The 17,179-nt window shown below is 73.2% G+C and carries 15 protein-coding genes; 1 reads left to right on the top strand and 14 read right to left on the bottom strand.

Going from position 1 to position 17,179, the window contains the following annotated elements:
- Positions 1-11: 11 nt before the first annotated feature.
- From der to aroH, 5 genes are all read right to left on the bottom strand, one after another.
- The gene (gene der / locus ABZ861_RS07875; RefSeq protein WP_361625445.1) at positions 12-1,496 is read right to left on the bottom strand and encodes a ribosome biogenesis GTPase Der; all 1,485 of its coding nucleotides are present in this window, start codon (positions 1,494-1,496) and stop codon (positions 12-14) included.
- Positions 1,497-1,572: 76 nt separating this feature from the next.
- The gene (locus ABZ861_RS07870) at positions 1,573-2,160 is read right to left on the bottom strand and encodes a lysophospholipid acyltransferase family protein (protein ID WP_361626199.1); all 588 of its coding nucleotides are present in this window, start codon (positions 2,158-2,160) and stop codon (positions 1,573-1,575) included.
- Positions 2,161-2,213: 53 nt separating this feature from the next.
- The gene (cmk, locus tag ABZ861_RS07865) at positions 2,214-2,909 is read right to left on the bottom strand and encodes a (d)CMP kinase (protein ID WP_361625442.1); all 696 of its coding nucleotides are present in this window, start codon (positions 2,907-2,909) and stop codon (positions 2,214-2,216) included.
- 129 nt (positions 2,910-3,038) lie between these two features.
- Positions 3,039-4,124 (bottom strand): prephenate dehydrogenase, encoded by a 1,086-nt coding sequence (locus tag ABZ861_RS07860; RefSeq protein ID WP_361625439.1) that lies wholly within the window; start codon positions 4,122-4,124, stop codon positions 3,039-3,041.
- Positions 4,121-4,483 (bottom strand): chorismate mutase, encoded by a 363-nt coding sequence (gene aroH / locus ABZ861_RS07855; RefSeq protein WP_361625436.1) that lies wholly within the window; start codon positions 4,481-4,483, stop codon positions 4,121-4,123. The genes ABZ861_RS07860 and aroH overlap by 4 nt, the downstream gene beginning before the upstream one ends.
- A gap of 229 nt (positions 4,484-4,712) precedes the next feature.
- Between aroH and ABZ861_RS07850 the strand changes: the two genes are divergently transcribed.
- Entirely contained in the window at positions 4,713-5,189 is a 477-nt protein-coding gene (locus ABZ861_RS07850) for a Rieske (2Fe-2S) protein (protein WP_361625433.1), read from the top strand.
- Positions 5,190-5,485: 296 nt separating this feature from the next.
- Here the strand turns inward: ABZ861_RS07850 and ABZ861_RS07845 are convergent, their stop codons facing one another.
- From ABZ861_RS07845 to ABZ861_RS07805, 9 genes are all read right to left on the bottom strand, one after another.
- Positions 5,486-6,586, bottom strand: coding sequence for a pseudouridine synthase (locus ABZ861_RS07845; RefSeq protein WP_361625430.1), 1,101 nt, complete (start codon positions 6,584-6,586; stop codon positions 5,486-5,488).
- Complete coding sequence (gene scpB / locus ABZ861_RS07840) at positions 6,586-7,263, bottom strand: SMC-Scp complex subunit ScpB (RefSeq protein ID WP_361625427.1); 678 nt, start codon at positions 7,261-7,263, stop codon at positions 6,586-6,588. Before scpB ends, ABZ861_RS07845 begins: the two co-directional genes overlap by 1 nt.
- Positions 7,260-8,594, bottom strand: coding sequence for a segregation/condensation protein A (locus tag ABZ861_RS07835; protein ID WP_361625424.1), 1,335 nt, complete (start codon positions 8,592-8,594; stop codon positions 7,260-7,262). Before ABZ861_RS07835 ends, scpB begins: the two co-directional genes overlap by 4 nt.
- A gap of 18 nt (positions 8,595-8,612) precedes the next feature.
- On the bottom strand, positions 8,613-9,197 hold the full coding sequence (locus ABZ861_RS07830; RefSeq protein ID WP_361625421.1) for a hypothetical protein: 585 nt from the start codon (positions 9,195-9,197) through the stop codon (positions 8,613-8,615).
- Positions 9,182-10,384, bottom strand: coding sequence for a ParA family protein (locus ABZ861_RS07825; RefSeq protein WP_361625418.1), 1,203 nt, complete (start codon positions 10,382-10,384; stop codon positions 9,182-9,184). The genes ABZ861_RS07830 and ABZ861_RS07825 overlap by 16 nt, the downstream gene beginning before the upstream one ends.
- Positions 10,385-10,753: 369 nt before the next feature.
- Positions 10,754-11,878 carry an alanine dehydrogenase gene (ald, locus tag ABZ861_RS07820; protein WP_361625415.1) on the bottom strand — a complete coding sequence of 375 codons (1,125 nt, stop codon included), beginning with the start codon at positions 11,876-11,878 and terminating at the stop codon, positions 10,754-10,756.
- A gap of 134 nt (positions 11,879-12,012) precedes the next feature.
- Positions 12,013-14,145 carry a tetratricopeptide repeat protein gene (locus ABZ861_RS07815; RefSeq protein WP_361625412.1) on the bottom strand — a complete coding sequence of 711 codons (2,133 nt, stop codon included), beginning with the start codon at positions 14,143-14,145 and terminating at the stop codon, positions 12,013-12,015.
- Positions 14,146-14,374: 229 nt separating this feature from the next.
- A complete protein-coding gene (locus ABZ861_RS07810) occupies positions 14,375-15,001 on the bottom strand; it encodes an NUDIX hydrolase (RefSeq protein WP_361625409.1) in 627 nt (208 codons plus the stop codon).
- A gap of 86 nt (positions 15,002-15,087) precedes the next feature.
- Entirely contained in the window at positions 15,088-16,737 is a 1,650-nt protein-coding gene (locus ABZ861_RS07805; protein WP_361625406.1) for a CTP synthase, read from the bottom strand.
- Positions 16,738-17,179: the final 442 nt, after the last annotated feature.

Genomic DNA, 17,179 nt, shown 5'->3' with positions numbered 1-17,179 from the left:
GCCGTCGTGGGCTACTTCTTCTTCGCGCCGCGCTTCTCGCGCACCCGCACCGAGAGGTGGATCGGCGTGCCCTCGAAGCTGAACTCCTCGCGCAGCCGGCGCTCGATGAAGCGCCGGTAGCCCGCCTCGATGAAGCCGGAGGCGAACAGCACGAACCGCGGCGGCTTGGTGCCCGCCTGGGTGCCGAACAGGATGCGCGGCTGCTTGCCGCCCCGGACCGGGTGCGGGTGGGCGGAGACCAGCTCGCCCAGGAAGGCGTTGAGGCGGCCGGTGGGCACCCGGGTCTCCCAGCCCTCCAGGGCCGTCTCGATCGCCGGGACCAGCTTCTCCATGTGCCGCCCGGTGCGCGCCGAGACGTTCACCCGCGGCGCCCAGGCGATCTGCGCCAGCTCGGTCTCGATCTCCCGCTCCAGGTAGTAGCGGCGCTCCTCGTCGAGGGTGTCCCACTTGTTGTAGGCGACGACCAGCGCGCGGCCGGCCTCCACGGCCATGGTGATGATCCGCTGGTCCTGCACGGAGACCGACTCGGAGGCGTCGATCAGGATGACGGCGACCTCGGCCTTCTCCACGGCGGCCGCGGTGCGCAGCGAGGCGTAGTAGTCGGCGCCCTGCTGGAGGTGGACGCGCTTGCGGATGCCTGCGGTGTCGACGAACTTCCAGGTCTTGCCGCCCAGCTCGATCAGCTCGTCCACCGGGTCGCGGGTGGTGCCGGCCAGCTTGTCGACGACGACGCGCTCCTCGCCGGCCACCTTGTTGAGCAGGGAGGACTTGCCGACGTTCGGGCGGCCGATGAGGGCCACCCGGCGCGGGCCGCCGACGCCGACCCCGCCGAACGTCTCGCGCGGGGCCTCCGGCAGCGCCTCCAGGACGCGGTCCAGCATGTCGCCGGTGCCCCGGCCGTGCAGCGCGGAGACCGGGTGCGGCTCGCCGAGGCCCAGCGACCACAGGGAGGCGGCGTCGGCCTCGCCGCTCAGGCCGTCCACCTTGTTGGCGGCCAGCACCACGGGCTTGCCGGCCTTGCGCAGCAGCCGGACCACCGCCTCGTCGGTGTCGGTGGCGCCGACCTTGGCGTCGACGACGAAGACCACGGCGTCGGCGGCCTCGATGGCGTACTCGGCCTGGGCGGCCACGGAGGCGTCGATGCCGAGGACGTCCTGCTCCCAGCCGCCGGTGTCGACGACCTTGAAGCGCCGGCCCGCCCACTCGGCCTCGTAGGTGACCCGGTCCCGGGTGACGCCCGGCTTGTCCTCGACGACCGCCTCGCGGCGGCCGATGATGCGGTTCACCAGAGTCGACTTGCCGACGTTGGGGCGGCCGACGACGGCGAGCACGGGGAGCGGGCCGTGTCCGGCGGCCTCGATGGCGCCTTCCACGTCCTCGGGGTCGAAGCCCTCCTCCGCGGCTAGCTCCATGAACTCCGCGTACTCGGCGTCGCCGAGCGCCCCGTGCTCGTACTCGTGCTCGGCCGAGCCGTCGGGCTGGTTCTGGTCGTTCATGAAGTCCGTACCTCGTCGTTCATCGTGGTGATCGGTGGAACTCCCTGCTCGGGCGGTTCCACTACTCAAGTGTCGCTTAGCGCCCGGTGAGGCGCCTGGCGTTTTCCAGGTGGCCGGCGAGCTGCTTGCGGATCCGCTCGGTCGCCTCGTCCAGCGCCGCGCGGGTGCGCCGGCCGCTGCCGTCGCCCGCCTCGAACGGGTCGCCGAAGACGACGTCCACCCGCGAGCGCAGCGGCGGCAGCGCCTTGATCAGCCGTCCGGGCCGCTCGGCGCTGCCCAGCACGGCGACCGGCACGATCGGCGCCCCGCTGCGCACCGCGAAGTAGGCGAGTCCGGCGCGCAGCGAGGCGAAGTCGCCCTCGCCGCGGGTGCCCTCCGGGAAGATGCCCAGCGCCCCGCCCTGCTCCAGGACGCCGAGCGCCTGGGAGATCGCCGTGCGGTCGACGGCCCGGCGGTCCACCTTGAGCTGGCCGATGCCGGTCAGGAAGGGGTTCAGCGGGCCGACGAACGCCTCCTTCTTGATCAGGAAGTGCGTCGGCCGGGGCGCCACGCCCATGACCATCGGGCCGTCGATGTTGTGCGAGTGGTTCACGGCGAAGATCACCGGGCCGGCGGCCGGCGTCCTCCAGGCGCCGAGCACGCGCGGACGCCACAGCCCGTACATCAGGCCGACGCCGATGCGCCGCCCGACCTCGGCGCCCCGCTCGGACGGAAGGCTCACTTCGCGGCCCGCTTCTCCTCGACGAGGGTGACGACGCACTCGATGACCTGGGCCAGCGTGAGGTCGGTGGTGTCCACCTCGACCGCGTCACGGGCCTTGGCCAGCGGGGAGGTCTTGCGGCCGGAGTCGGCCGCGTCCCGCTTGATCAGGGCCTCGCGGGTCGCGGCGACGTCGGCGCCCTTCAGCTCGCCGCTGCGGCGGGCCGCGCGGGCCTCCGGGGAGGCGGTGAGGAAGACCTTCAGGTCGGCGTCCGGGAGCACCGTGGTGCCGATGTCGCGGCCCTCGACGACGATGCCGTCCTCGGCGCCGGAGGCAAGGGAGCGCTGCAACTCGGTGATCCGGGCCCGCACCTCGGGCACGGCGCTGACCGCGCTGACCTGGCCGGTGACCTCCTGGGTGCGGATCGCGGCGGCCACGTCCACGCCGTCGACGGTGATCGTCGGCGCGGCGGGGTCGGTGCCGGAGACGATCTCGGCCTTGCCTGCCACGGCGGCGATCGCCGTGGGGTCGTCTATGTCGATCCCGTTGGTCACCATCCACCAGGTGATCGCCCGGTACTGGGCGCCGGTGTCCAGGTAGCTCAGGCCGAGCTGCGCGGCCACGGCCTTGGACGTGCTGGACTTGCCCGTGCCCGAGGGGCCGTCGATGGCGACGATGACGGGCGGGGCGGTCCGGGCGGCGCCGTTTTCCACAGCGGGGCACCTTCCTGGTGAAGGGTGAGGGGCGGGTGTCGGGGAGCGGAAACGCCCCGACACAAGGTTACTGGCTCCCCGAGGCCCTTCTTGCGGCCGGATGCCCTCCCCGCGGCCGGGCCGCCCGTGCTACTGGCGGATCGCCCAGCCCCGCTCCCGCAGGGCCGCCGTGAGCACCGGCGCCGCCGTCGGCTCGACCGTGAGCTGCATCAGGCCCGCCTGCTGCCCGGTGGCGTGCTCGATGCGCACGTCCTCGATGTTGACCCCGGCCGTCCCGGCGTCCGCGAAGATCCGGGCGAGCTGGCCGGGCTGGTCGTCGATGAGCACGGTCACCACCTCATACGTCCGGGGCGCGGACCCGTGCTTGCCGGGGACCCGGACCTGGCCCGCGTTGCCCCGCCGCAGCACGTCCTCGATGCCCGCGCTGCCCTCGCGGCGCTTGTCCTCGTCGGAGGACTGGAGCGCGCGCAGGGCGCGGACGGCGTCCTCCAGGTCGGCGGCGACGTCGGAGAGCAGGTCGGCGACCGGGCCGGGGTTCGCGGACAGGATGTCGATCCACATCCGCGGGTCCGAGGCGGCGATCCGGGTCACGTCCCTGATGCCCTGGCCGCTCAGCCGCACCGCCGCCTCCTCGGCGTGCTCCAGGCGCGCGGCGACCATGCTGGAGACCAGGTGCGGCATGTGGGAGACCAGCGCCACGGCGCGGTCGTGGGCGTCGGCGTCCATGACGACCGGGACCGCCCGGCAGTGCGAGACCAGTTCCAGGGCGAGGTTGAGCACCTCGGTGTCGGTGTCGCGGGTCGGGGTGAGCACCCAGGGGCGGCCCTCGAACAGGTCGGCGGTGGCGGCCAGCGGGCCGGACTTCTCGCGGCCCGCCATGGGGTGGGTGCCGATGTAGCGGGCGAGGTCCAGGCCGAGCGCCTGGAGTTCCCGGCGCGGGCCGCCCTTGACGCTGGCGACGTCCAGGTAGCCACGGGCCAGGCCCCGGCGCAGGGCGTCGGCGAGCGCTTCGGCCACGTGCGCCGGGGGGGCGGCCACGATCGCGAGGTCGACGGGCCCCTCCGGCGCCTCGTCGGTGCCGGCGCCCAGCGCCGCCGCGGTCCGGGCCTGCTCAGGGTCGTGGTCGGCCAGGTGCACGCGCACCCCGCGCCGGGTCAGGGCGAGGGCGGCGGAGGTGCCGATCAGGCCGGTGCCGATGACGAGCGCGGTCCTCACGGGGCGACGTCCTCGCGCGGGGCGGCCGCGGCGCCGAGGCAGACGTGGGCGATCCCGGTGCGCGGCCGGTCGGACTCGACGTGCGCGAGGACGCGCACCACGCGGGGCATCGCCCCCCCGACGTCCAGTTCCGCCGCGCAGATCAGCGGCACGTCGACGATGCCCAGCCCGCGGGCGGCGGCGGCCGGGAACTCGCTGTGCAGGTCGGGCGTGGCCGTGAACCAGATGCTGATCAGGTCGTCGACGGTGAGGTCGTCGCGCTCCAGGACGGCGGTGAGCAGGGCCTCCACCTGCTCTTTCATGTGACCGGCCTCGTCCCGCTCCAGTGGGACGGCCCCCCGGACCGCTCGTACCGCCACGGCGCTGCTCCTTGCTGAGGTGTGTCGACTCTCGGGCGTCCAGCCTAGTCAGGCCGCCCGTGAGGGGCGCGCGGCCGCCCGCTCGCTGAGACGGCCCGCGGCGACCGCGCGTAGCCCTTTTGTGGCACTTGCATCCGATTTACTTCGTCCTGCATGCCCGGAATGCGAAGATACGGGTGCTCGATTGCTCTCTTCAGCGTCTTTCTCTCGTCACCCACGGAGCGACCCCATGACCCACGGTTCGACGCGACGCACGGTTCTGGCCACGAGTGCGGTGGCACTCGCGGCGGCGGGATGCGGCAGCACGGACGGCGGCGCCCAGAACTCCGCCGCGGCCTCCTCCGAACCGTCCCCCGCCGGGACGTCCGCCGCCGGGACCGTCCCGTCCGCCGGCGCCTCGGCGGCCGCCTCGGGCGCGGCGAAGAAGCTGGCGGACGTCTCCGACATCCCGGAGGGCGGCGGCAAGGTCTTCGCGGACCAGAAGGTCGTGGTGACCCAGCCGGCGAAGGGCCGGTTCAAGGCGTTCTCGGCGATCTGCACCCACCAGGGCTGCACGGTGGCCGAGGTCGCCGACGGCACCATCGACTGCCCCTGCCACGGCAGCCGCTACCACATCACCGACGGCTCGGTGGCGAACGGCCCGGCGGAACGGCCGCTGGCCGAGCGGAAGATCACGGTGCAGGGCACGTCCATCCGCCTGGCCTGAGCCTCCCCGCACGCTCCCCTACGGCCCACAGCACGCGGACGCGGCCCACGGACCACGGACCACGGTCTGCGGACCTGGTTCGGGGCCCGGACCGGGTCGCGGCGCCAGCCCCGCGAGCCCGCCGCCCGGCCCGCCGGGGGCACCGGGCCCTGGGGTCCTGGGCCCGGTACGGGGACGTACAGGGCCTGCGCCCCGGTGCGGTCGGGACGCGTACCGCCCGGCCCCGGGCGGTACGCGTCCCGGCCGCACCGGGGCCTGACGGCAGAGGCCCGGCGGCAGGGCTCAGAACTCAGCGCTCAGAGTTCGACTTCCTGCATCAGCATGCCGACCTCGGTGTTGGACAGGCGGCGCAGCCAGCCGGACTTCTGGTCGCCGAGGGTGATCGGCCCGAAGGCGGTGCGGACCAGCTTGTCGACCGGGAAGCCGGCCTCGGCCAGCATGCGGCGCACGATGTGCTTGCGGCCCTCGTGCAGCGTGACCTCGACCAGGTAGTTCTTGCCGGTCTGCTCCACGACCCGGAAGTGGTCCGCGCGCGCGTAGCCGTCCTCGAGCTGGATGCCGTCCTTGAGGCGCTTGCCGAGGTCGCGCGGGATCGGCCCGACGATGTGCGCGAGGTAGGTCTTCTTCACGCCGTACCTGGGGTGGGTGAGGCGGTGCGCCAGCTCGCCGTGGTTGGTGAGCAGGATGACGCCCTCGGTCTCGGTGTCCAGCCGGCCGACGTGGAAGAGCCGGGTCTCCCGGTTGGTGACGTAGTCGCCCAGGCACTGCCGGCCCTCCGGGTCCTCCATGGTGGAGACGACGCCCGGGGGCTTGTTCAGCGAGAAGAACTGGAACGACTGCGTCGCCACGGTCAGGCCGTCGACCTTGACCTCGTCCTTCTCCGGGTCGACGCGGCGGCCCTGCTCCAGCACGATCTCGCCGTTGATCTCGACCCGGGCCTGCTCGATCAGCTCCTCGCAGGCGCGGCGCGAGCCGTAACCGGCGCGGGCGAGCACCTTCTGGAGCCGCTCGCCCTCCTGCTCGGCGCCCGGGAAGGTCTTGGGCGGCTTGACGTCCTTCTTCTCCGCGTACCGCTCGCGGTTGCGCTCCTCGGCGCGCGCCTCGTACTCGCGGGAGCGCGCGGGCGCCGTGCGGCCGCCCTGGGGCTGGCCGCGCTTCGGGCCGCCCTTGGCGCCGCCGCGGGCCGCGCCGCCGCGCCCCGACTTCGGTCCGTCCGCCGTGGCGCCGGGGCCCACGTCGTAGCGGCGCTCCTCGGGGCGGGGCTTGCGGGGGCGTTCCTGCCCCTTCTGCCCCTGCTTGTCGGCCCTCCCACCGCCGCTGCCGCCGCTGCCGCTGCCGCTGCCGCCGCGGTAGTCGCCGCGCCCGCCCTGTCCGCCGTTCCTGCCGCTGCTTCGCATCACATGTCCGTCTGATCGTCTGCGTCGTCGAATCCCCGGACGGTGCCGGGGCCCCCCGGGCCGTCATCGGGTGCGTCCGGGTCGAACGACGGCACCCCCTCCTGGGTCTCGGCCTCGATCGCCTCCGCCTCCGGGAGGAAGGGCGCGAGCTCCGGGAGCTCGTCCAGACCGCGCAGGCCCATCCGCTCCAGGAAGTGGTTCGTCGTCCTGTACAGGATCGCACCTGTTTCAGGTTCCGCGCCCGCCTCCTCGACCAGGCCGCGCTGGAGCAGGGTGCGCATCACGCCGTCGCAGTTGACTCCGCGCACCGCCGAGACCCGACTGCGGCTGACCGGCTGCCGGTAGGCGACCACCGCCAGGGTCTCCAGCGCGGCCTGGGTCAGCCGGGCCTGCTGGCCGTCCAGCGCGAAGCCCTCGACGGCCGCCGCGTACGCGGGGCGGGTGTAGTAGCGCCAGCCGCCCGCGATCAGCCGCAGCTCGAAGCCGCGCCCCTGAGCGGTGTACTCGTCGGCCAGCGCGCGCAACGCGTCGGCGACCTGCCGCCGGGGCCGCTGGAGCGTCTTCGCCAACTGCTCCTCGGTCGCGGGTTCGTCCACGACCATGAGGACGGCCTCCAGGGCGGGTCTGAGGTCGAGGGCGGCTACGGCCGCAGGGGCCTGGGCGGTCTGCTCGCTCACGGCTTCCTCGTCTCCTTCTCCTTCGGGTCCTCGGGCTTCTTCGGATCTTCGGGCTTCTTCGGGTCCTCGGGCGGCCGGTCGAACTCGTCGGTGACCACCGGCGCCGCGTTCCCCTCCCCGCCGGTCCAGCGCACGGTCAGCTCGCCGAGCGCCGTCTCCTGTTCGAGGGCGACGGCCTTCTCGCGGTACAGCTCCAGCAGGGCGAGGAAGCGGGCCACGATCGTGAGGGTGTCGTCGGTGTCCTCGACCAGAGTGCGGAAATCGGCCTCGCCCAGCTCCCGCAGCCGCGCCACCATGATCCCGGCCTGCTCCTGCACGCTGACCAGCGGCGCGTGGATGTGGTCGACGTACACCTGCGGCTTCGGTCTGGGCTGCATCGCCTTGACCGCGAGCCGGGCGAACCCCTCGGGTCCGATGCTGATGACGACCTCGGGCAGCAGCTCGGCGTACTCGGGCTCCAGGCCGACGGTACGGGGGTAGCGGCGGCCCTCCTCGTCCAGTCGCCGGTTGAAGATGTCGGCGATCTGCTTGTACGCGCGGTACTGGAGCAGCCGCGCGAACAGCAGGTCACGGGCCTCCAGCAGCGCGAGGTCGGCCTCGTCCTCCACCTCGGCGGCGGGCAGCAGCCGGGCGGCCTTGAGGTCGAGCAGCGTGGCGGCCACGACGAGGAACTCGGTCGTCTGGTCCAGGTCCCAGTCCGGCCCCATGGCCCGGATGTGCGCCATGAACTCGTCGGTCACCTTGGACAGGGCGACCTCGGTGACGTCCAGCTTGTGCTTGGAGATGAGCTGGAGCAGCAGGTCGAAGGGCCCCTCGAAGTTGGACAGCCGCACCGTGAAGACACCGTCCCCGACGACGCCTTGGGGCGCCTCGGCGTCCGCGAACGCCCCGACTCCCCCGGCGGCCGGGACTCTTCCGGGCTGTGCGGTGTCCCCGGGCGCCCCGACTCCCCCGGCCGCCCGGACTCCTGCGGGCTGTGCGGTGTCCCCAGGCGCCCCGACTCCTCCGGCCGCCCGGAGTCCTCCGGGCTCTACGGCGTCCCCGAGCGCCCCGGCTTCGGGCGCGTCGACTCCTCCGGCCGTGACAGCGGCGCCGGGCGCCCAGGCGTCGGCCGCCTCGGCTCCCCCGGGCGCCGGGCGCGGCGTCTCAGCGGGCGCGGCAGGCGGCGGTGCTGCGACGTCCTCGGGAGTCGGCTCCGGGGGCGCGGCACGGGCCGGTGACGGCTGTGCCGACGTCGGCGCCGGCGGGGCGGGGGCGGCGCCGGGGCCGCGCCCCAACGCACGCCGGTGACCGGCGTGCGGGCCGGGAGCGGATCCGTCGTTCGAGGTCATGGCCCCCGCAGGCTACCGCTACCGCCCGCGCAGCCGGCGCACGAGGATGCTGGCGTCCCCGCGCGACTCCAGGTCGGCGAGGACGACGGCGACCGCCTCGCGGACGATCCGGCCCCGGTCGACGGCAAGCCCGTGCTCGCCGCGCAGCACCAGGCGGGCGTGCTCCAGGTCCATCAGCTCCTCGGCGGAGACGTAGACCGTGATCTTCTCGTCGTGCCGCTCCCGGCCGCTGGGCCGTCGTGCCGGGGCACGGTTCCGCTTGCGCTGCTGCGCGCCGCCCGGGGCGGTGGCCTCCGGCGGCGCCTGGCGGCGCCCGGCGCCGTCGGCCGCCGCGTTCGCCGTGCCCCGGCTGCGGGACTCGCCCGCCTCGGCCGGCGCGGCGTCGGCGGCCACGTGCTCGGCGCCCTCGCCGTCGCCGCCCCGCGCGGGCACCGACTGCGGGGCGTCCTCCGGCCCGGACGCCAGCGCGTCGCCCTCGCCCGCGGGAGGCGGCACCCGGGCTTCGCCGCCCGTCTGGCGGCGGGGAGTGGACGCCTGGAGCGCCGTCCCCCCTGTGGTACGGAACAGTTCGTCGGCCCCCGGCAGACTCACTCGGCGTGACACCGGGCGAGCACCTCCCTGGCGAGCTGGCGGTAGGCGGCGGCGCCGACGGAGTTGGAGGCGTAGGTGGTGATCGGCTCGCCGGCGACGGTGGTCTCCGGGAAGCGGACCGTGCGCCCGATGACCGTGTGGTACACGTGGTCGTCGAACGCCTCGACGACGCGGGCGAGCACCTCGCGGCTGTGCACGGTGCGCGAGTCGTACATCGTGGCGAGGATGCCGTCCAGCTCCAGATCCGGGTTGAGGCGCTCCTGGACCTTCTCGATGGTCTCGGTCAGCAGCGCGACGCCGCGCAGCGCGAAGAACTCGCACTCCAGCGGCACGATCACCTTGTGGGCGGCGGTGAGCGCGTTCACGGTGAGCAGGCCGAGCGAGGGCTGGCAGTCGATGACGACGTAGTCGTAGTCGTCCATCAGCGGCTTCAGGGCGCGCTGGAGCGTCGACTCGCGCGCGACCTCGCTCACGAGCTGGACCTCGGCGGCCGACAGGTCGATGTTGCTGGGCAGCAGGTCCATGTTGGGGACCGCGGTCTTCAGCAGGACCTCGTCCGCGGACATGCCCCGCTCCATGAGCAGGTTGTAGACGGTGAGGTCCAGCTCCATGGGGTTGACGCCGAGGCCCACGGACAGGGCGCCCTGCGGGTCGAAGTCCACGAGCAGCACCCGCCGCCCGTACTCCGCGAGCGCGGCGCCCAGGTTGATGGTCGACGTCGTCTTGCCGACGCCGCCCTTCTGGTTGCACATCGCGATGATCTTCGCGGGGCCGTGGTCGGTCAGCGGTCCCGGGATCGGGAAGTACGGCAGCGGGCGCCCGGTCGGGCCGATGCGCTCACGGCGCTGGCGGGCCGCGTCGGGCGCGAGCGTGGCCGCGTACTCCGGATCGGGCTCGTACTCGGCGTCGGGGTCGTAGAAGTGCCCCTCGGGCAGTTCGTCGTAGTCGGCGAAGTGGTTGCGGGGCGCGCCACTTCCGTCGCCGGTCATGGCGTTCACGTGATGGCCATCCATGCTCTGGTGTACTGGCGGGGTCACCCCGGGATTCCGGTGACCCTGGTGGGCTGCGTTCTGGTGACCCTGGTGGGCTGCGAAGGTGCGCACAGCGACGGAGCCGACAGCCTCGCGCCCCGTGGGGCTCTGACCCCGCGCAGGCGTTCCTGGTTGACCACCCCCGGGAGTAAATGTCGACTCATTCACAAGTCGTCTTACCTCCTTGGTGACCAGGAACCTTCTAGACAGGTCAGCGTGGCGCCATGCCGACGATTGGCGACTCTATGGCGTGTCGGCGGTCCGCAGCAACACAATCCGCCGTACCCGACCGGATGTGTCGGCAATGAACCGCCCCTCTGTCAAGGGCGTACGACCGTCGCACAACAGGTTTCACCGGTGCGTGAATCGGTCGAATGGTTGCGTTCGAGGCGAGTTGACCGAGTGCGGCGAAGTGACCATACACACATCCGGCCGGACCTTGTGGACAAGGTCCGGCCGAATGCGCCGCGTTGACGGCACATGTTGACGTATCGCCTTGTCCCTCACGGAGACTTGGCAGGTCGCGCGGCGGAAGGCTCAGCCGAGCAGGGTCTCCAGGTCGAGGTGCTCCAGGCCGTGGGCCTCGGCTACCTCCCGGTAAACGACCTTGCCGTCATGGGTGTTGAGGCCCTTGGCGAGAGCGGCGTCGCGGCGCAGCGCCTCGACCCAGCCGTTGTTGGCCAGCGAGACGATGTACGGCAGCGTCGCGTTGGTCAGCGCGTAGGTGGAGGTGTTGGGCACCGCGCCGGGCATGTTGGCGACGCAGTAGAAGACCGAGTCGTGCACCCGGAAGGTCGGCTCGGCGTGCGTGGTCGGGCGGGAGTCCTCGAAGCAGCCGCCCTGGTCGATCGCGATGTCGACAAGAACACTTCCCGCCTTCATCCGGGACACCAGCTCGTTGGTGACCAGCTTGGGCGCCTTGGCGCCGGGGATGAGGACGGCGCCGACGACGAGGTCGGCGTCCAGGCACGCCTTCTCCAGCTCGAAGGCGTTGGAGACGACGGTCTGGATCTTCGTCCCGAAGATCTTGTCGGCTTCCTTGAGTTTGTTGATGTCCTTGTCGAGCAGAGTGACGTGGAAGCCCAGGCCGATGGCGATCTGCGCGGCGTTCCAGCCGGAGACGCCGCCGCCGATGACGACGGCCTTGCCGGCCGGCACGCCCGGGACGCCGCCGGGCAGCACGCCGCGGCCGCCGTTGGCGGCCATGAGCTGGTAGGCGCCGACCTGCGGGGCCAGCCGGCCGGCCACCTCGGACATCGGGGCGAGCAGCGGCAGCGCGCGGCCGGGCAGCTCGACCGTCTCGTACGCGATCGCCGTGGCGCCGGACTCCAGCAGGGCGTTCGTGCACTCCTTGGACGCGGCCAGGTGCAGGTAGGTGAAGAGGATCTGGTCCTTGCGCAGGCGGTGGTACTCCTCGGCGACCGGCTCCTTGACCTTGAGCAGCAGGTCGGCGACGGCCCAGACCTCGTCGGCGGTGTCCAGGATCTCGGCGCCGGCCGTCACGTACTCCTCGTCGGGGATCGAGGAGCCGACGCCGGCGTTCCGCTCCACGACGACCTGGTGACCGAAGCGCACCAGCTCGTGCACGCCGGCGGGGGTGATGGCCACCCGGAACTCGTTGTTCTTGACCTCGCGGGGGATGCCGACCTTCACGTCGATCACGGTCCTTGACTCAGGGATGGTGGGGCAATGAAGACGTACCCCGGCACGCCGGGGCATACCAGGAGACACCGCGGGAGAACGAGCGGTAAAGCCAGTCTAAGGAAGGCGTTCTCGGTGTCTAGCCTTTCATTGCATCAATCTTCACGAGATGTGCTGCGGGTTTCGCAGGCGTCAGAGCCGTGTTCCCGTGATGTGTCGTCCGAGGTCACCGTCGCGCCGCCGACCGGAGCGGCGTCGGTCGAACCCTCCCCGCCCGACGCAGCGGTCCCGGCCGGGCCGTCCCCGCCCGGCGGAGCCGCCTCGGCCGGACGGTCCCCGTCCGCGAGCATGCGCTCGGCCGCGCTCCGGTGCAGCCCGGCGGCCGCCGGATCGCCCAGCCGGTCCAGGGTGTCGGCGAGCCGCAGTTGCAGGGCGGCCTGAAGCCGCTCGTCCTCGGCCCGCCGGGCCCACTCGACGGCCTCCTGGCAGGTGCGCAGGCACTCCTCGGGACGTCCCGCGTACTCCTGGACGCGCGCCAGTTCGCTCAGCGCCCGCGCGTGGGCGGCGACGTCGTCCGTCCTGCGGTGCGCGGCGACGGCGGCCCGCCAGTTGCGCAGCGCCTCGCCGTAGCGCCCGGCGTAGGTGTGCGCGGTGGCGATCCGGCCGTACAGCCGGGCGGCGTCGCCGTGTTCGCCGCGCGCCTGCCGCTCGACGAGGGCGCGGCCGTACCAGTCGGCCGCCCGCTCGTAGTCGCCCAGCTCCTGGTGGGCGCCGCCCACGGACTCCATCGCGCGGCCGGTGGCGTAGGGGTCGTTCGCCGCGCGTCCGGCGTCCAGCGCGGCCCGGTAGCGGGTCAGCGCCTGGACGGAGCGGCCGGTGCGGGCGTCGAGGTCGGCGAGGTTCAGCAGGGCGGCGGCCTGCTCGCGGGGCAGGTTCCGCCGCTCGGCCACGTCCAGGACCAGCCGGTGGACCCCGTACAGATCCCCGGCGGCGGCCTGGGTGCCGAGGTGGGCGACCATGGCGCGGACGAGCTGGGACATCAGGCGGCGGGCCAGGGTGTCCAGCTCGCCGTCCGCGACCGCGAGGCGTGCGGAGGCGAGCAGGGCGGGCCGGCGGGCGCGCAGCCAGTCCGCGCCGGCCTGGGCGTCGGCGAAGCGCAGCGCGGGGGGCGGGCCGCCGCCCGGCCGTTCTCCGGTCTCGGGGCCGTCGGCCTCGGCGGCCGCGCGGCAGGCGTGGAGCAGCCGCACGGTCCGCTCCAGCATCCGGGCTCGGGCGAGCTGGAGTTCGGCGGGGCGGTCCCGGCGTTCCGCGAGCCGCTTGAGCATCGGGTGCAGGCAGCCGGGGACCAGGTGACGCGGCGCCGGTCCGGGGACGGGGCGCAGCAGGCCGAGGGCGGCGAAGTCGTCGAGCAGCGTGCGGGCGGCGTCCACCGAGCAGCCGGCCAGCGCGGAGGCGGTGTGCGCGTCCACGTCCCCGGCCGGGGCGAGGGAGAGCAGGCGCAGCATCCGGGCCGCGGCGCCCGGCAGGCCGTCGTGGACGAGCCGCAGCACGCGGCCGAGCGCGCTGTCCTCGTCCAGGTCGGCGTGCAGCCGCTTGGCGAGGTCGGAGACGGCCGCCGTGGGGTGGGCGGCGAGCCAGCCTCCGGCCAGGGCGAGGGCGGCGGGATGGCCCTCGCAGACCTCGACCAGGCTCTCGGCGGAGCGCGGGTCGACGGTGATGCGCACCGGGTCGATGCGCTGGGCCAGCATCTCCACCCCGGACTTGGTGTGCAGCCCGCCCAGGGTGCAGGGGCGGACGTCGGGGATGCCGGTGAGCGGGCCCCGGGCGACCGCCACGAGCAGGCTGTCGGCGTTGTCCGGCAGCAGGGCGTCGACCTGGGCGGCGTCGGCCGCGTCGTCGAGCAGCAGCAGCGAGCGGCGCTCGGCGAGGGCGCCGCGCAGGGCGGCGGTCAGCTCGTTGTCGGCGGCGCCGGGCGGGGTGGGCAGGCTGAGCGCGGTGAGCAGGTCGCGGGCCGCGCGGCCGACCGGCACGGGGGCGCCGTCGGGTTCGGTGAGCCGGGCCCGCAGCACGCCGTCGGGGTAGCGGTCCGCGACCTGCCGGACCAGTTCCTCGGCGAGCGCGCTGCGGCCGGAGCCGGGCCGTCCCGCGATGAGCAGCACGCGGGCGCGCGGCGCCTTGCGGCCGGAGAGGGTGTCGAGCCCGGCGCGCTCGATGTCGGCCCGCAGCTCCTTCAACTCCCGCGAGCGGCCCACGATGAGGGTCGCCGCGTCCACCGCCTGATCCGTCACGGGCCACGCTCCCGTCCCACCGCACGCGCAAGCCCGCCGGGACTCCGGAACGGGCGTCTTCCCGAGCCTAGTTCACGCTCTGCGACGATCCGTGAGGAGCGCGGCGGGGCAGGGCGGACGCTTCGCCCGATCGGATCAAGCGATGGTCACACCGGCCTGCGGACGAGTCGGACCCGGCCTGGTGCGGGTGGTCCGGGAGGCGTGCCGGCACGCCTTCCGGAGCGCCGCACTAGGCCGGGAAGGGCCGGGCCGGCCAGGGCGCCTCGGCTGGGCGGAGGGCGTCCAGGCCGTCGCCCCGCCGGGCCGCCGTCAGCGCCAGGACGCCGACCGCGAGGCAGTTGTTGTGCAGGTCGCCCGCGAGCACCCCGCGCACCAGCTCGTCGACCGGCACCCGGGCGTGCTGCATGTCGCTCTCCTCGTCCTCTGCCGCGAAGCGCTCCCCCTCGGCGTCGGACAGGCCGCGGGCGAGGAAGACGCGGACGGCCTCGTCGCAGCCGCCGGGGGTGGTGTAGACGTCGATCAGCACCCGCCAGTCCTCGGCCTTGACGTGCGCCTCCTCGTACAGCTCCCGCCGGGCGGCGTGCAGCGGGTTCTCGCCGGGCACGTCGAGCAGGCCGGCCGGGATCTCCCACAGCTTGTGCCGGACCGGGTGGCGGTACTGGTTGACGAGCAGGACCCGGTCCTCCTCGTCCAGCGCGAGGACGGCGACCGAGCCGGGGTGCACCTGGTAGTCGCGGCGGGCCACCGACCCGTCGGGCATGACCACGTCGTCCGTGCGGACGGAGGTCTTCTTGCCCGTGAACGGGGTCGCGGTCGCCCGGATCTCCCACTCCTCGCGGGTGTCCTCGATGGTCATGCCCTGTCCTTCCCCGTGCGCGGATGAGCCCGGGGCGCCCGCTCCCGCGCGGGAGGGGGCGCCCCGGCCACCGTACAACTCGCTTCCTACTCCGCGATCTTCCGCGCGACCGCGGCCTTCACCAGCCCGGCGAACAGCGGGTGCGGCCGGGTCGGGCGCGAGCGCAGCTCGGGATGGGCCTGGGTGGCGACCAGGTAGGGGTGCACGTCGCGCGGGTACTCGACGTACTCGACGAGCTTGCCGTCCGGGGAGGTGCCGGAGAAGAGGATGCCGGCCTTCTTCTCCAGCTCCGCCCGGTAGGCGTTGTTGACCTCGTAGCGGTGGCGGTGGCGCTCCTCGACGTACTCCTTGCCGTCGTAGACCTCGCGCACGATCGAGCCCTCGGCCAGCTTCGCCGGGTACATGCCCAGACGCATGGTGCCGCCCATGTCGCCCTCTCCGGCGACGATGTCCATCTGCTCGGCCATGGTGGAGATGACCGGGTGGGCGGTGGCCGGGTCGAACTCGGTGGAGTTGGCGTCCGAGACGCCGGCGAGGTTGCGCGCGGCCTCGATCACGATGCACTGGAGGCCCAGGCAGAGGCCCAGCAGCGGGATCCCGTTCTCCCGGGCGTAGCGGATCGCGCCGACCTTGCCGCGCACGCCGCGGTCGCCGAAGCCGCCCGGGATGCAGATGCCGTCGACGTCCGCGAGCTGCGCCTCGGCGCCGGCCGGGGTCTTGCAGTCGTCGGAGGTGACCCACTTGATCTTCACGCGGGCCCGGTTGGCGAAGCCGCCGGCGCGCAGCGCCTCGATGACCGACAGGTAGGCGTCGGGCAGGTCGATGTACTTGCCGACCAGGGCCAGGGTGACCTCCTGGTCGGGCTGGTGGACGCGGTCGAGCAGGTCGTCCCAGGTGGTCCAGTCCACGTCGCGGAAGGGCAGGTCGAGCTTGCGCACCACGTAGGCGTCCAGGCCCTCGGTGTGCACGACCTTCGGGATGTCGTAGATCGAGCGGGCGTCCGGGCAGGCGACCACGGCGGCGTCGTCCACGTCGCACATCAGCGAGATCTTGCGCTTGATGGCGGTGGGCACCTCGCGGTCGCAGCGCAGCACGATCGCGTCGGGCTGGATGCCGATGTTGCGCAGCGCGGCGACCGAGTGCTGGGTCGGCTTGGTCTTCAGCTCGCCGGAGGGGCCGATGTAGGGCAGCAGGGAGATGTGGACCACGAACACGTTGTCCCGGCCGACCTCGTGGCGCACCTGGCGGACGGTCTCCAGGAACGGCAGCGACTCGATGTCGCCGACCGTGCCGCCGACCTCGGTGATCACGACGTCCACCTCGTCGGTGGCCATGCGGCGGATGCGGTGCTTGATCTCGTTGGTGATGTGCGGGATGACCTGCACCGTGTCGCCCAGGTACTCGCCGCGCCGCTCCTTGGCGATGACGGTGGAGTAGACCTGGCCGGTGGTGACGTTGGCCGAGCCGTCCAGATCGCGGTCGAGGAAGCGCTCGTAGTGGCCGATGTCCAGGTCCGTCTCGGCGCCGTCGTTGGTGACGAACACCTCACCGTGCTGGAACGGGTTCATCGTGCCCGGGTCGACGTTCAGGTAGGGGTCGAGCTTCTGCATCACGACCCGCAGGCCCCGCGCCTTGAGCAGCATGCCCAGGCTGGAGGCGGTGAGGCCCTTGCCGAGCGAGGAGGCGACACCCCCGGTGACGAAGATGTGCTTGGTCGTCGTGGATTTGGGCGTCATGGCCAAGAGGGGGCTCCCGTGGTCGCGGTCTGTCGTGCGGTACGGCGGTCCGGTCCGGGGAACCCGGATGGTCCGGCTGGGGCGCCGTCGCTGCGGTTCGGGGGTTTCGAGCCCACCGGTCCACGGGCTACCAGGGTATCAGCGCCGTGGGGCGGCGGCTTCCGGCCACGCTCCGCGCACGGGCGGGCACGGGCGCGCACCGGCTGCGGTTCCCTCACCCATGGCTCACCCGTTCGGCACACGCGGGTTGCCCGGAGCGGCACGCAGATCATCTGCGTGCGTCGTATCCTGCTCGGACACTCACTGCCGAGCCCGGTCTGCGACACGGCGCCACCCCAGTCCGTGCAGACCGGAACAACGAGAGCTCGTCAGTCCGTCGGGTGAAGATCGTCGTTCTGCCCACGCGGCCGACCGGCGGTAGTTTCATCGACGACGCTTTACA

It is taken from the genome of Streptomyces sp. NPDC046985 (assembly GCF_040644415.1).
Taxonomy (GTDB): domain Bacteria; phylum Actinomycetota; class Actinomycetes; order Streptomycetales; family Streptomycetaceae; genus Streptomyces.
This window is presented reverse-complemented; position numbering and strand designations above follow the sequence as displayed.

Bases quoted from the DNA above. Each gene is read 5' to 3' on its own strand.
- der (WP_361625445.1), bottom strand. From the start codon at position 1,496: ATGAACGACCAGAACCAGCCCGACGGCTCGGCCGAGCACGAGTACGAG.
- ABZ861_RS07870 (WP_361626199.1), bottom strand. From the start codon at position 2,160: ATGTACGGGCTGTGGCGTCCGCGCGTGCTCGGCGCCTGGAGGACGCCG.
- ABZ861_RS07850 (WP_361625433.1), top strand. From the start codon at position 4,713: ATGACCCACGGTTCGACGCGACGCACGGTTCTGGCCACGAGTGCGGTG.
- ABZ861_RS07845 (WP_361625430.1), bottom strand. From the start codon at position 6,586: ATGCGAAGCAGCGGCAGGAACGGCGGACAGGGCGGGCGCGGCGACTAC.
- ABZ861_RS07835 (WP_361625424.1), bottom strand. From the start codon at position 8,594: ATGACCTCGAACGACGGATCCGCTCCCGGCCCGCACGCCGGTCACCGG.
- ABZ861_RS07810 (WP_361625409.1), bottom strand. From the start codon at position 15,001: ATGACCATCGAGGACACCCGCGAGGAGTGGGAGATCCGGGCGACCGCG.
- ABZ861_RS07805 (WP_361625406.1), bottom strand. From the start codon at position 16,737: ATGACGCCCAAATCCACGACGACCAAGCACATCTTCGTCACCGGGGGT.